This is a genomic window from Caldicellulosiruptor changbaiensis, from assembly GCF_003999255.1.
Classification (GTDB): Bacteria; Bacillota; Thermoanaerobacteria; order Caldicellulosiruptorales; family Caldicellulosiruptoraceae; genus Caldicellulosiruptor; species Caldicellulosiruptor changbaiensis.
Window position 1 is genome coordinate 2,542,873 of record NZ_CP034791.1, and the last position, 14,944, is coordinate 2,557,816.

Annotated in this window: 12 protein-coding genes and 1 pseudogene; 5 read left to right on the forward strand and 8 right to left on the reverse strand. The window is 33.8% G+C overall.

From position 1 onward, the window contains the following. Positions 1–168: 168 nt before the first annotated feature. From ELD05_RS12290 to ELD05_RS12300, 3 genes are read right to left on the reverse strand one after another with little or no spacing between them, the layout of a single operon-like run. On the reverse strand, positions 169–915 hold the full coding sequence (locus ELD05_RS12290) for a hypothetical protein (protein ID WP_127352653.1): 747 nt from the start codon (positions 913–915) through the stop codon (positions 169–171). After that, positions 912–1,820, reverse strand: coding sequence for an ABC transporter ATP-binding protein (locus ELD05_RS12295; RefSeq protein WP_127352654.1), 909 nt, complete (start codon positions 1,818–1,820; stop codon positions 912–914). The genes ELD05_RS12290 and ELD05_RS12295 overlap by 4 nt, the downstream gene beginning before the upstream one ends. Before the next feature lie 24 nt (positions 1,821–1,844). Then, a complete protein-coding gene (locus ELD05_RS12300) occupies positions 1,845–3,059 on the reverse strand; it encodes a hypothetical protein (protein ID WP_127352655.1) in 1,215 nt (404 codons plus the stop codon). Positions 3,060–3,096: 37 nt separating this feature from the next. On the opposite strand from ELD05_RS12300, the gene ELD05_RS14055 reads away from it, so the two are divergent. Continuing rightward, positions 3,097–3,255 carry a hypothetical protein gene (locus tag ELD05_RS14055; protein ID WP_164742609.1) on the forward strand — a complete coding sequence of 53 codons (159 nt, stop codon included), beginning with the start codon at positions 3,097–3,099 and terminating at the stop codon, positions 3,253–3,255. Between the two features lie 1,369 nt (positions 3,256–4,624). On the opposite strand, the gene spoIVA is transcribed toward ELD05_RS14055, so the two are convergent. The 4 genes from spoIVA to ELD05_RS12320 all read right to left on the reverse strand — a co-directional run bounded on the left by spoIVA (position 4,625) and on the right by ELD05_RS12320 (position 9,973). Further along, a complete protein-coding gene (gene spoIVA, locus ELD05_RS12305; protein WP_127352656.1) occupies positions 4,625–6,100 on the reverse strand; it encodes a stage IV sporulation protein A in 1,476 nt (491 codons plus the stop codon). Between the two features lie 88 nt (positions 6,101–6,188). Next, positions 6,189–6,908, reverse strand: a complete 720-nt coding sequence (locus ELD05_RS12310) for an FTR1 family protein (RefSeq protein ID WP_127352657.1) — start codon at positions 6,906–6,908, stop codon at positions 6,189–6,191. Positions 6,909–7,067: 159 nt separating this feature from the next. Beyond that, positions 7,068–8,084, reverse strand: a complete 1,017-nt coding sequence (locus ELD05_RS12315; RefSeq protein ID WP_127352658.1) for an alpha-hydroxy-acid oxidizing protein — start codon at positions 8,082–8,084, stop codon at positions 7,068–7,070. Positions 8,085–8,329: 245 nt separating this feature from the next. Further along, a complete protein-coding gene (locus ELD05_RS12320; protein ID WP_127352659.1) occupies positions 8,330–9,973 on the reverse strand; it encodes a carbon starvation CstA family protein in 1,644 nt (547 codons plus the stop codon). 507 nt (positions 9,974–10,480) lie between these two features. On the opposite strand from ELD05_RS12320, the pseudogene ELD05_RS15100 reads away from it, so the two are divergent. Then, positions 10,481–11,726: pseudogene (locus tag ELD05_RS15100) on the forward strand (IS110 family RNA-guided transposase). 152 nt (positions 11,727–11,878) lie between these two features. On the opposite strand, the gene ELD05_RS12330 reads toward ELD05_RS15100, so the two are convergent. Next, positions 11,879–13,522, reverse strand: a complete 1,644-nt coding sequence (locus ELD05_RS12330) for a LytS/YhcK type 5TM receptor domain-containing protein (RefSeq protein ID WP_127352660.1) — start codon at positions 13,520–13,522, stop codon at positions 11,879–11,881. A gap of 229 nt (positions 13,523–13,751) precedes the next feature. Between ELD05_RS12330 and ELD05_RS12335 the strand changes: the two genes are divergently transcribed. From ELD05_RS12335 to ELD05_RS12345, 3 genes are all read left to right on the forward strand, one after another. Further along, complete coding sequence (locus ELD05_RS12335) at positions 13,752–13,970, forward strand: FmdB family zinc ribbon protein (protein WP_127352661.1); 219 nt, start codon at positions 13,752–13,754, stop codon at positions 13,968–13,970. 110 nt (positions 13,971–14,080) lie between these two features. Next, positions 14,081–14,590: a DUF6036 family nucleotidyltransferase gene (locus tag ELD05_RS12340; protein ID WP_127352662.1), complete on the forward strand. Its 510-nt coding sequence runs from the start codon at positions 14,081–14,083 to the stop codon at positions 14,588–14,590. Next, positions 14,583–14,930, forward strand: a complete 348-nt coding sequence (locus ELD05_RS12345; RefSeq protein WP_206516889.1) for a hypothetical protein — start codon at positions 14,583–14,585, stop codon at positions 14,928–14,930. Before ELD05_RS12340 ends, ELD05_RS12345 begins: the two co-directional genes overlap by 8 nt. Positions 14,931–14,944 lie beyond the last annotated feature (14 nt).

The following is a 14,944-nucleotide window of genomic DNA, read 5'->3' on the forward strand; positions in this document are numbered from 1 at the left end:
GAGGTTTTTTGTTTTTCGTAAATTCTTTTACTATTGGAATTACTATTGATATTTAAAGTATCACGTTAAATCCTTTATTTTTCGGAGTAGCTCTTTTTTAACTCTAACTCATTTTCACCTCTTTTAAATCATTTTCTGCAATAAACTCTATAAGTTATGTTATGTTGTTTATACATTTTTTACTCTTCGAATAACAATCCATGATAGAAAAATTCCGATAAATGCATAAGCAATTCTGTTTGTTAACAAAATGTTTAAAGACCAATCTGAAAAAGTTTTGCCTCTTGAAGCATTAATAAATGGAGATAAAAAGCGAAAACTTCCAAATGTAATCAACTCTGATAATATCAGTCCCCAGCAAACAGTATAGGTTATTACTCTGCTGCGTGAATAATAAAGAATAACAAGAGATAAACCTATAAAAAAAATGATAGTTGGTAACACCCTCAAAAATATTTCAAAATACGAAATAGGAACATAAGACTTTTTGTAAAAATTTTCTAATTGAATCAAACAATCATCTATTATTTTTTTTCCCAACATTGAACCAGTGACCAAAGTTAAACACGTTGGTAATACCGCAATCTTAAATTTTGTTAAAAAAGCATTTTTATAACCATAATAATATACCTTAATTAGATTAATAATTCCACCCTCAAAATCATCACCAAAAAATTCTACCAACCACACAACTGTCAAAGCTGCAATTATTTTTTCATAATAAACAAATAACACAGTCATATATCGCTCTGTTGTAAAATGATTTGGGTCTAAAAAATGAATTTTTATATTAGTTGCATCCCCAACCGTATAATGCTTAATTAAAGGAGCAAATAGCAACAAAAGGCTGACAATAGCTATACCTAAAATCTTAAATAACCCTGCAGCTTTAACAAAAAGTTTTATGCTGCTCATTGAAAACTTCCATCCCCTTTTAGATTAAGAGTCAAATAATAAGCATCACTAAGTGTGGGCAAACATTCCTCAACATTTCCAAGCGCTGGCTTTTGGAGACTATAGACTTTTATTTCTATATACTTGCCAAAATCTCTTTCTTCAATTACAAAAAACTCTTTTTTCAAATTTGAATAATTCTGCTTGTCAATTTGAATTTTCCATATACAACCTTCATATTTTTGTAAAAACTTATCATACATGCCACAAAACTCAACCACTCCTTTGTTCATAACAATCAAGTTATCACAAATAACTTCAACATCTTCTAATAGATGTGTGGATATAAGTATACACCTCTCCTTCTTAATGCTATTTATTAAGTCCTTAAAAGCTTTTCTTTGTTGAACATCTATCGAAGCTGTAGGTTCATCTACAATGATTAAGCGTGATTCACCAATCAAAGCTTGTGCAATCCCTAATCGTTGCTTGATACCACCTGAATATGTTTTTATCTTCTTACAAGCATAATCGCCCAGTCCTGTAACTTCAATAATCTCATTTATCATAGTTTCCATTTTTGTCTTATCTAAAAACTTCTTATCGCATTTGAGGTTAATGGCCAAATATAAAAATTCCTTAGCTGTCAGTTGCGAATACGCTTCAAAACGCTGAGGCAAATACCCTATTAATTTTCTAATTTCCATCAATTGTGATGGATTAGCATAATCCAAGTCATTAAATATTATTTGTCCTTTATCATACTTTAGCAATGTCGCTAAGATTTTCATAAGTGTAGTTTTTCCACAACCATTAGGTCCTAATATGCACGTAATTCCGTCAGTGACTTCAAAGCTTATATTCTTTAAAACCTCTTCCCCTTTTCTGTAGCCAAAATACAGATTATTAACTCTAAGTAAATTCATAAATTTCACTCCTTGTTTTTTAGACTATTCACTACGCAAAAGAATTTTGTCTTTTAGTATTAACTCTTGTCTCGATGATACTCCATAATATGGACCTATTGATATCAGCTTAATATCTCTTCCCATATTCTTATAAGCTGAACTTATAGCTTGTATAGAGTCTGTCAATAAATAGTCACTTGTTTTCAAGTTTAATAATATTGCAGGTGCAATTATATCGATATTTTTTGTGTGCTTTTTAACAAAATATTTGCAACTGTATAAAAATACATTATCTAAAAAGCCATTAAGTGTATATTTGGAGCTACTCTTCTGATTAACATTGAGATTAGTTACTATATTTTTAAATGTTGTATTTAAAGTTATAGTAAAGTAAGCTCTGCCGTTAGAGTTAGACAGCAGCTTTGGATACCAATAAACTTCTGCAGGGAATAGTATAACTTCTCTGTTTAGCAAAAAATATGGTGAGTACAACTGATTTAAATATTCTGGTTTTCCACTGTACTCTAAATATAGATCAAATCTTTTTTTGTTTTTCTTGTTAATTTTTAGTATTATCAGATTGTCTTTTCTTTGATACGGATAATTTTGGCGGTCAACTAACAACCTGCTAACTGAAAATTCCTTATCCAGTGCAAAATACACTTTACTGTCCTTGTCGTTTGTTTTCTCTAACTCAATCAAAACTTTGCTTTTCATACTATTTTTTATATCTGCTTCTATTTCATATTTCAACACTTTAAAACTTGTAGTTTTTTCGCTGAATACCTGAGTTTCATAAATGTTATCTTTAAGCATTGAATAAGATTTTATTCCAATCAAAACAAAAAGCAGAATGCTTAAAAAAGAAATAGTCAGAGAATAAAAGATTTTCTGCCTATTAAATAATCTTTTCTGCATTAAATATACTTTTAAAATAAACAATCCAAATATTAAAAAAAGGAATGATAACAAATGATAAAAAAAATACTTATTCCACATGAATCCATATGAAAAGGTTATTGGAGTACTAAAATAATAGTTTCTGTCCGGATTCAGGATATAAAATAATTTATTGTTTTTTGAAGAAAAGAAGGAGTTCCACGGTCCCATTAAGAGATACACAATTATCAATACCACATATGAATAAAAACCATCTAAAAGTTCACTTATAATTAACGCTAACAAAATATAAATCAAAGACATAACAGTATATGAAATAAAAATGTAAATATAAACATCAACAACAAATTTTACCACAATATATGATATAACCCCTTTTACTGCAAGATGTATTATGCCAAAAATTAAAAAATACAGCGAAAAAATACAGCTCAAAATCAAAAAAAACAACATATCTCCCACTGTTTTATGTAAAGAATATGGAAATGAAGAAAAAAAATCTTTTTGTGTTTTTCCAAAGGCATATACACAAATAAGCAGAACAAAAAAATAAAATGAAACAATAATAGACCAACAATTAAAAAACAAAGGTAAATCTATATTACTGCCATTGCCAGTATTGAGAATAAAAAAATAAGCAAGAGGTATTATAATACCAGAACCAATCAAAAGAACAAACCACCAACTTCTAATAATTTGCTTTAAATTTAACATCATAAAATCAGATATTCTTTTCAATTATTTTTCACCACCCATAATATGTTAAATTTTACTATACATTGTAAGGCTGTCTTCCATTTAAAAGTGTGTAAAGGAAGACAGCCTTTTTTTATTTTACATTTTTATGACTTAGTAATTTGCAAAAACCCTGCCAGATGTAGGCTTGTTATAATCCCAATCTTCAATCCTAAAATAATATGCATTTGTTGTTGACAAATCATTTAATTGGTGAGTAAAACCAGCAGTTTTTGTTATCGATAAAACATTTTCATCAGGCCAAAATCTTCTTACTTTATAAAAGTCAATATTTACATATCTTGTTGTTCCATCACTTGCTTTGTCAACCGAACAACCTATTGTTCTCGTTTTGCTTCCAAAATAACAATAACTGGAATAAAAATCTTTTCTTTTTTCGAATAAAACATTTTTGTGTACTTCCTCTTTTCAATATTGTATTTTGCAAATAAACTCCCTGCGGCCACAAATAGGAGTTTTTGCCCATAGTTCTCATAACCTTGCCCCTTCAAAGATTCAAAATTAAAACTTTGCATCTATATTTTCTTGAAGCTTACACTAAATAAATAGCTACACCTTTTTGATATTTAATTACAAAAATTTTTATCACTTATACAGCAGTATCTTTCTAGTTTTATCTGTATTTGCTAGATTTATTTAATCTCTTTATCTTTTTTGCTCTTTAAACTATCTTCTTCATAAATCTTTTCCCTTAACCATTTTATGTATAACTTATTTTTGTCAAGATTTTATCTGAACTTGCCATTCTGTGTCAACAGTCATATTTTTCTTTTTACTGTTCATTTTTTTTAATTAGCTCGCTATAGCTTTAAAATACTCTTTGTTTCTTTAAATCTCTATTTGATTTAAAGAACATAAAAACTTGTTGAACAAAAGAATTAATAAAATGAGTATCAATTTCTATAAAATTCTAAAAAGCCATCTCTACTTGCGATAAAACATTAAACAATAAAAAAATAATAAATAGTACATTTCAAAAATACCGGAATTTATAGAAAGCACCTTCTTGTTATTTAAGAAATTTTCAAGAATCTCAAAATAGCAGGTAAAATGCATTCATATAAAACCTCCACTATTAATCTTTTATCTCACATTGGGGTAATCAACAATACAAAAACTTGCCAAAACAAAAAGGTCCAGCTCCTTCGCAGTTGGACCTTTTTGGTTTAAAGTATAATACAAATAAGCCCGCCACTTCCCTCATTTATAATTTTTTGCAATGTTTCTTTCAACTTTGCTTGAGCATCTTCTGGCATTCTGTATAGCTTGTTCTGCAAGCCTTCCTTAACAAGCTCGTGCAGAGATTTTCCAAATATATTGGACTCCCAAATCTTTTTGGGGTCATCTTCAAACTCCTTCATCAAAAAGTTTACAAGCTCTTCGCTTTGCTTTTCTGTTCCAACAATTGGTGATACCTCTGTTTCAACCTCAACTCTTATAATGTGAAGAGACGGAGCTGACGCCTTTAATCGTACACCAAAGCTATTGCCTCTTTTGACTATCTCTGGTGTCTCTAAACTCAGCTCGTCAAGCGATGGAGCAACTATTCCATAGCCTTTTTCCTTTGCCTCATCTAAAGCTTCTTTTAGCTTGTCGTACTCCTGTTTTATTTTAGAAAGATCACTCAGAAGCTTTAATAAATGATGATCACCTTTTATCTCAAAACCAGTTGACTCTTCAATGATTTTGAAAAGCAGGCCCTCTTTGAAATAAACACAGACCTCACTCTTGCCATCGCCCAAGTTTATTGATACAATTTCACATCTGCCTATGCTCTCAAGCTGTTTTAAAACCTCAAGCTGCTCTTTTATATGTCTTATCCTATCCACCCTGCTTGCATACTCTTTTAGCTTATCATAGACCTCTCTTTTAAGCCACGATTCTTCAGAAAGTTCATCAAACCACTTAGGAAAATTTATTTTCACTTCAATAATTGGAAATTCAAATAAGACGCTTTCTAAAATCCTTTTTACATCCTCAATCTGCAACTGAAGACAGTTCACAATCAAAACTGGCATTTTGTACTTCTCTTCAAGCTCTTTTTTGAGCTCTTGGGTATCTGGTGAATACGGTTTTGCGGTGTTTAACACAATCACAAAAGGCTTCTGAAGGGCCTTTAGCTCTTCTATTACCCTCTCTTCTGCCTTTATGTAGTTTTCCCTTGGTATCTCAGTAATAGTGCCATCTGTTGTAATCACAATTCCAATTGTTGAGTGGTCCTGGATAACCTTTTTAGTGCCAATCTCTGCTGCCTCTTCAAACGGGATTGGCTTTTCAAACCACGGTGTTGTGACCATCCTTGGATGGTTTTCTTCCAAATGTCCCATTGCACCTTCAACCAAATACCCTACACAGTCAACAAGCCGAACCCTCATTTTAGCATTGTCATCCAATAGTATTTCAACAGCTTCATTTGGAACAAACTTGGGCTCGGTTGTCATAATGGTTTTTCCTTGAGCGCTCTGTGGAAGCTCATCTTTTGCCCTTTCCTTTTTGTATTCATCTTCAATATTTGGAATTACAAAAAGGTCCATAAACCTTTTGATAAATGTAGATTTTCCAGTTCTAACTGGCCCAACAACACCAATGTAAATATCGCCATCTGTCCGTTTTGCTATCTCTTTATAGATATCAACGTCCATCAAAGAGCTTTCCCCCCACAATTTTTTTAGTGGACTTGTCAATAAAAATATATTTTGCTTCAGGGGGAAATATTACAAAGATTTAAGTTTACTCTGCTGTTCTCTTTGCTTTTACATTTGCTCTTATCAGTAAAACTAAAAACGTCAGAAGATACCCTATGCTCAAAATATTTGGAATTATATTATTTTCAGTTTTTAAAACCTCTTTAAGGAGTTCTCTTGCTAAATCTTTCAAGATCTCAGATGAAATAGCTACTAAAATTAGCGTTGTAGCTATGAAAAAGACCTTTATATTTATTCTTTTGGAGAATCTAAATAACAAATAACCTGCTACTATTGCTGCAAGTATTCCAAAAAGAATCCCATAAAACAAATCAAAAGATTTATCCTTGGCAAATGAAGCTAATGAGAATATAACCATCTCTGCACCTTCTCGAAAAACATTCGTAAAAGAGAGTAGAAAAATCCCAACTGAGTACTTTTGGAAATTAATAACCTTTTCGTAAGTCTCTTGTTTAAAATCTCTTTTTTGAAAGTTAATTGCTAAAACCAAAAACCAGGTAATTAAAATTAGCAACAGTATTTTTAAGGCTATTTCAACTCCTTCAAACGATTCTTTTAACCTTTCATAAAACACGAACACAATAACACCAAGTAATATACTCAAAACAACCCCTAATATCAGACCAATATTCAAACTTTTGAGTAAATTCCTTTGATTCAGCTTTTGAATAACACCTACCATCACAGCAATTACAAGAATTATTTCAAAAACTTCTCTGAAAGCAATTACAACCCCTTGGAACATGATAACAACTTCTTTCTTTTTGAAATTGATTTTCATTTTCAATTGTAAAGCAATATAAAGAAAATGTCAAGTATTTCTATATGAATAGTATAGTTTAGTTGTATAATAAAAAGGGCTTGTTTACAGCCCTTTTTGCCGTATCGTGTCATAGCGCTATTATCATTTATATATAACTCTCTCATCAATGCTCTTTATATCCTTACACCCTGTCAAAATCATTGCTTGCTTTAGCTCCTGGGCCATTTTTTCTAAAACAACTTTTACTCCCTCTTTACCCCCGCCAAAAGCTCCGATTATCACAGGCCTTCCTACCAAAACAGCATCCGCACCAAGGGCTAAGTATTTTAACACATCAACTCCCGACCTAACTCCACCATCAGCAAATATCAAAATTTCCCCTTTTACCTTCCTGGCAATTCGCGGCAACACTTCTGCAACACCTGGGGTATGGTCCAAAATTCTACCTCCGTGATTTGATACAACAATTGCCTTTGCTCCCACTTCAACTGCAATCTCAGCTTCGTCTTCAGTCATTACACCTTTCAGTATGAATGGCAGTCGACTCTGAGAAATCAGCTCTTTTAATTCTTGTTTTGTCTTTGGTCCCACAGGTTGACCCATTAAAGACATTGTAATAAGCCCTGCCCCATCAATGTCTATTCCAACAGCTACAGCGCCTGCACTCTCAGCATCTTTTATCCTTTTGATTATCTCATCATTCCTCCGTGGCTTTATAATAGCTATTCCATGACCTTGCTGGCTTTTTATAGCCTTTAGGCCTGACTCATAAAACACAGGGTCTCCTCCATCCCCACACATTCCTATAGTTCCTGCATCTTTGCTTCCTGATATTACTATATGAATAAATTCTTCTTCAGAAATTTTCCCACCCATATTATAGCTTGCGCCTGTGATAGGTGCTGCTAAGATAGGCATAGCAAGTTTTTTACCAAAAATCTCTATACTGATATCAGGGTCTTTTGCATCATGAATAGTCCTCAAATTTAATCTTATTTTAGAGAGCGCTTCGATATTTGCAATAAACGAACTCCCAGTGCCTATACCGCCCATTCCAGGAACCTCACCACGGCATGCCCTTCCGTCACAAATGTTGCATACCCTACAATAACCTTTTAAATTTTCTCTTGCTTTCTCTTTTATTTCTTTTAAATCCATTAATATGTCCCTCCTTTTTTCTAATCCCTTATACTCATATAATTATAAAACAAGAGGCTGTCTCTTTTATCGTTCTACCTTTTGAGACAGCCCGCAACTATGCTTATCTTTATTATATACAACCTCAATCTCAATTTTTAGAATGTTTTTCATAAAGATATTTCAACATTACTAATAAATTTAGAGGGGGTTCCACTCATCCATCGTTAAGTTATTGTTAAAAAATTCAGTTTTTTATTATTCTTTCATGTACCTATGTCTTCTTCTTCTTTTGTTCTCTTCTTTATCAACGCTAAGTAACCTTCCACCATTAGCCAAACAGCTAATACAATAAGTATTATAGAAACAATTCCCAATGGAAGTGTAGGACCGCTCAGATTAGTCTTAACCAGCAGTACCAATGCTGCCAAAGTCGTCACGATCATAAACACCATGGGTAAACTAGTAAACCATGCTGGTTTCTTTAAGGCCTTTATTATGTAGGCTGTTATCCCTAATAATGCCAGACCGGCTGTTAACTGATTAGCTGATCCAAATACTGGCCAAATGAGCTTCCAAATTGGAGTCTCACCACTTTTTATAAATACTAACACCACAGCTGCCAAAACCGTAATAAGTGTTGCAGTATACTTCTCTACCTTACCTGAGGTTAGCTCTTGAAACTGATACCTGCCCAAACGCGTCGCAGTATCCAATGTGGTGAGTATAAACGTATTAACAGTAAACATGCCAAAGGATATACCAACTTTTTCTGGCAAACCTAACAAACTCCAAAACTTAGCAAACCCTACACCAAAAGTGTACTGCGGATTAGCTGGCAAACCTTTAGCAGGGGATAAAATTTTGCCTGCCATTATTACAGTAATGACAGCTATAATAGCAACTAACCCTTCTAATAACATACCTCCATAACCAATAAACTTGGCATCTTTTTCATTTTTCAGCTGTTTTGCTGTTGTTCCACTGCCCACCAAAGAGTGAAATCCACTAATGGCACCACATGCAATGGTGATAAACAGGATAGGCCACAGGTAATTACCATCACCTGCATACCAACCTTTAAAAGCATCCAACTTTACAGGATACCTACTGCCGCCAAACAAGATGCCTATCGTAGCGACAAACACAGCAAAATACAAAAACCATGAAGAAAGATAATCTCTCGGTTGGAGCAAAAGCCAAACGGGAAGCACAGAAGCAGCACAGATATACACAATTAATATCCACTGCCATGTATTGACATCCAGTTTGAATACAGATTGCACCCACTCTGAATAGTTGCCCCAAAAAATTCCGCCCACCACAAATGGAAGCATAATAAGGGTAGCCCAGCCCAAGGATAAATTAAACCTATACACTAGCAAACCAAAAATAACGGCTACTACTATATACAAAACTGCAGTGAAGGCAACAGCTGGATCCCCCGCAAAAGAAACAGCTGCCAGTTGTAAAAAGGAGGCTATCAACAGCACTAATGCAGACCAAGCAAATGCATTGAATAATGCTTTGCCGCGTTTACCTATGTAGCGGTTTATCAATTCTCCCACGCTAAGGCCTTTGTGCCGTATAGACCCTACTATAGCGCCCATGTCCTGCACACCGCCAAAAAAGATAGAGCCAATCACAATCCATAAATAAGCAGGAAGCCAACCAAACATTGAAGCAGCTGCAATAGGTCCAACTATGGGACCTGCACCTGCAATACTAGAAAAATGGTGCCCTAAAAGAATCATTGGATGGGTTGGTACATAATCGATGCCATCGTACAATTCGTAAGCGGGAGTTTTGTTGTTGTTGTCCAAGTTATACAGTTTTTCTTGCCAACCACCATATAACCAATAAGCTAAGACAAACAATAATGCTGCCACAACAAATAACGTCCAAATCAATTCAACCCCTCCTCGTATAATATGATTATCAAATCACTTAAAACTTCATATCTCAATTGGTACATTTAATTATCAGTACCAATTGATTACTGGAAATTCATTTTGATAATGCACCTTTCTTAAAACACTCATTTCTCAAAAATTGAATATTAAAATTGACTGCTACAGTTTAAATTTGCCCTTTATCTTTGGTAAACTAAAATCAGAAAAAGTTTAAGCCTGATTTAGTTTATTTGGATATATTTTGAACACCTCCTGCTGGACGTGCTTTGACATCTGCACGCCACAGCTTGCGAAAGACTGAACCCCAAAGGATTACATGAGTAATGTTTACTCGTTTGCTGTGCACGGTCAGGTTACCACATCTGATTTGAGCATATCAGATGTGTGCACCCTGTAAACTGCTCCGTAGCTCTAATATCGGCGAGGCTGCATTACATGTAATCCCCAAGGATAAAGGGCTTAACACTTTTTCTTACCACTACTTGCAAAAAGGAGGTCTTCAAATTGCCAAATACTTTAATCGTGGGCATTGATATCAGTAGTCAGTCAAATTCTATCTTCTTCATCGATGATGCCGGTAATCACTTGATTAAAAAACCTTTTTCCTTGCCTAATGATCAAGAAGGCGCTAACGAATTAATCAAAAGAGTTATTGACTGCCTCAGCCAGTATAATCTATCCTGTATTAAGTTTGGCATGGAAGCAACTTCACATTACGCTTGGCATCTGCACTTGTATCTTGCTTCTTCATCTGAACTGCTGCCATATAAACCAACTTTTTATGTTCTCAACCCAAGCATAGTCAAAGGCTTCAAAAAAATCTACACTTTCTTGCCTAAAACAGATAGCATCGATGCAATTATCATCGCTGAATGTGTCAGGTTCAGCAAACTCAACCCAACACCTTTGCCTGATTTTAAATATGCTGCACTACAACGCCTTACCAGAATGCGCTATCATCTTGTTCACAATCTAACTCGCGAAAAAAACAGAGCTCTCAATCTCATATACCTTAAATTCTCTACTTATTCTCAAGACTGTCCATTTTCAGATATCTTCGGTAAAGCTTCTTGTGCTATCATCGAAAACTTTACACCTGATGATATCGCTTCTATGCCTTTAGAAGACTTAATTAAATTCGTATCCGATAACGGCAACAATAGACTCTCAGATGTCAATAAAATCGCTGAAATACTTAAAACCGAGGCTCAAGCGTTCATACAGATTACATCCTCTGTTGGCTGAGGCAAATGACTTAGCTTTGTCTATGACCCTTGAAAACATTAGATTTATGCAAGAACAACTTAAAAAACTCGACAAAGAAATCTCAAAACTTCTTAAAGCTTTCTCTCAAACATTAACAACCGTCCCTGGCATAGGAGATGTTCTTGCAGCCGGCATCATCGCTGAAATCGGTGATATCAAGCGCTTCAAAAATGAAGCTGCTTTGGCAAAGTATTCTGGCCTTGTTTGGACTCAGTACCAATCAGGCAACTTCAATGCCCAAGATGTCTCATTAGCTAAGTGTGGTAACCAATACCTGAGATACTATCTTGTTGAAGCTGCTAACTGTGTAAGGGTGCACACAGTACGCTACAAAGCCTTCTACAACAAGAAGTTCTCAGAGGTTACCAAGCATCAGCATAAACGTGCCCTCGTCCTCACCGCAAGACGCTTAATTCCTTTGATCTTTGCAATGCTCAGCAAAGGTCAAATATATCAAGAAAGAGGTGATGTTTACAATACTTAGTTAGTCCCAATTTTTTAATTTAATAATCTTTCCCAAACAAGCTGCCAGTTAAATTTTTCCATGCTGAGCGGCTCGGTATTTTATTGTCTTTTTTGCCCTAATTATCTAAAAAAATTTTTTAAAAAACCCCCTTGACATTATACCGTTTGTCTTTAATTTGTAACAGGAATAATCAATCTTGCAATTGTCCCTCCTCCTTCATTAGGAACGATTATTAATTTTCCTTCATCACCAAAAAAATTTTTCAGTCTCTCTTTCAGATTTGAAAGTCCAACTCCATTGCTTGAGTTGCCATTCATACCTACACCATTGTCCACAACCTCAATTACAACCCTATGACCGTCTTTTGTAGCTCTGATTTGCAGTAAACCACCTTTTTTGGGCAGCAATCCATGTTTTATTGCATTTTCTACCAACGTTTCAACAGAAAATGGCGGAACCTTCACAAAGGTTGTGTCACATTGAATGTCAAATTCTATTTGTAATTTATCAGAAAATCTTGCTTTTTCGAAAGTAAGGTATAAGTTAATATTTTCTATCTCCTCAGATAGAGGAATTAAGGGTTCCCACTCTCTTAAATGGCGGCGAAAATATTCACTTAGTTTGATAATAAGTTCTCTTGCCTTTTCTGGATCAATCCTGCACAGTGCCACTATTGAATTTAAAGAGTTGAACAAAAAATGAGGATTAATCTGAGCTTGTAAAGCTTTCAACTCAGCTTTTGCCAAAAGTTTTGTCTGCTTCTCTAATTCAGCAATTTCCAATTGAGTAGAAATCAATTGTGACAACCCTTTAACAAAGGTTGTTGTAAAGTCGTTAACCTGTATGAAACGATTATAAAGAAGTTGCAAAGTCCCTATCATATTATTTTTAACGAATAACGGGCAAATGATTGCACTAATCAATCTACTTGTTTTTCCATTATTTTTATTATCTTCTTTTTCAAAAATTGAACATATTTCTCCTTTTTTCAGTTTATGTAATACTTCTTGCTCTTCTATTGCCTTCTTAACAATATCTTCATTCTCCCCCCAACCTGTATATGAAAGTATTGAACTTTTATCTGTAATAGCAACTGCATCTGCATCAGTTTCATTTAAGACTATTTCAGCAACCTTTTGTGCCGTTTCTTTGGTAAGCCCTCCTCTTAAAATTGGTAGCGTCTCATTTGCAATATACAAAGCTTTGGCGGCAAATATTGTACCTATCTTCTTTTTCTCCTCTACCACATTTTCAAGGATCAACAAGAATGTACCAATACCTATCCCATTGATTATAATCATTGGAATCCCAATTATTTTAATCAAGTCGAGTGCATCTTTAAAAGGTCTTGCCAAACCTAAAATAATAATCATCTGAAGAATCTCAACACTCATTCCTGTTAAAATCCCAAAATACCATTTAAATTTTTTATCAGAAAATTTTTTGGCAACTAAACCTGCTATAAGTCCCTCAACAGTTGTCGAAATACCACAAGCAACCGCAGTAAATCCACCCAGCAAAGTACGGTGAAGTCCTGCAATAAATCCAGCTAAAAGACCAATATAAGGTCCACCAATAATACCAACAATAGCAGGTCCAATAACTCGCGAATTTGCAATTGCACCCTTAATCGGAATACCCCAATATGTTCCTAATATTCCAAACAATCCGCCACCTATTATTAATCCTATTTTTTGAATAATATTCAATTGCTTGTCTAATATATGACTGAATAATTTGGTTTTTGATAGAAAAAAAGCCAATGTTACAATCACACATAATCTTTCAGCTAAATTAAAAAATACTTCTTGCATATACTTTCACCTTTGAAATGTTTCATATTTTTAAAACTTTTTCTTAAAAATGATTATATCACAATACAAAACTTTAATGACCTTTGTCTAATTCTAATACTTAAACTCATTTTAATTTAGATGATCTATATTATCTGAAAGTATACCTATATATAGTATATTGACGTAATGCCGGTTGTTGGTTAAAATAAATATCAAGATATTTATTTTATGTAAGGGGGTATATGGTATGCCGTTTTATGATTTGAGATGCAAAGAATGTGGTGAAGAGTTCAATGTCAGAGCATCTATAAAAGAAAGGGAAAACAAAGAGATCGAATGTCCAAATTGTCACAGTCATGAGCTTGAGGCAGTTTTCAAAAGTGTGAATATAATCTCATCCTCGAAGTCTTCTGATAGTGGCTATTCTTGTACAAGTGGATGCTGCGGGGGTTCCTGTGGATTTTAAGACAGGGGCAATCTTGAGTAAAACTTTTCAAGGTTGCCCTTTTGTTTTTTTATTTTTTGTGCGGTATAATTTAAAATATAGAAAACTTTAAACTTTCTTTAATTTTCAAAATGCATGAAAGAGAAGCTCTTTTTAATCTTTTAAAGGATGCCGAAAAGATTGCAAAAGTCCTGCAAATTAGACCATTTTCGTTATACCTTTTAGGCGGGTCTGCATGTATTTTAGGTGAATATTTAGACAGAGCCACCCGCGATTTTGATATTTTAGATTTGAACTATCCTTCTCAGGTTGGGAAAGTATTGCGATTTCTGGGAGATTTTGATCTTCTTGAATATGAAAGCACTCCAATAGCACCATCGTTTAAAGAAAGAGCAATAAAGCTTGAGGGTTTTGAATACATAAGAGTTTATGTTCTTTCAAAAGAAGACATTGTGGTCAGTAAAATTATTAGGCTTGATGAAAAAGATATCGAAGATATAGATAAATTAATGCCCTCATGCAACAAAGAATTAATTAACAAAATAATTGAGGAAATCTTAAGCAGAAAAGACTTTTTTGAAACAAAGAAGAAAAGGTTTTTGGAAAAACTTGAAATTTTTAGGGTGAAATATGATGTATAGGATATTCTGCGAAAGCTATTATAATTATATCAAGAATTTTGAAGACAAAGGCGCAAAGGATGAATATAGGTATAAAATCGCGAAGGTGTTTGAATTAATTGTAGACCCTCAAAAATTTTATAAAGAGAAAAGCAAAAACTCTGAAACTTATCAAAACCTTTGCGACCTTCTTTGCTATATGAAAGAAAATATCCATAGATACCCAAAATTCAAAGCTTTTTTGTGGACCTTAGAATCTCGTCAAATTGAACCAGTTTACTGCGGCAAAACCCCTCAAAATGTACTTGAAGATCAGGCAAAGCTTGCAAATATGTTTTTAAACCTTATGTACTGGGAATAAGCTCCCATTTTTCA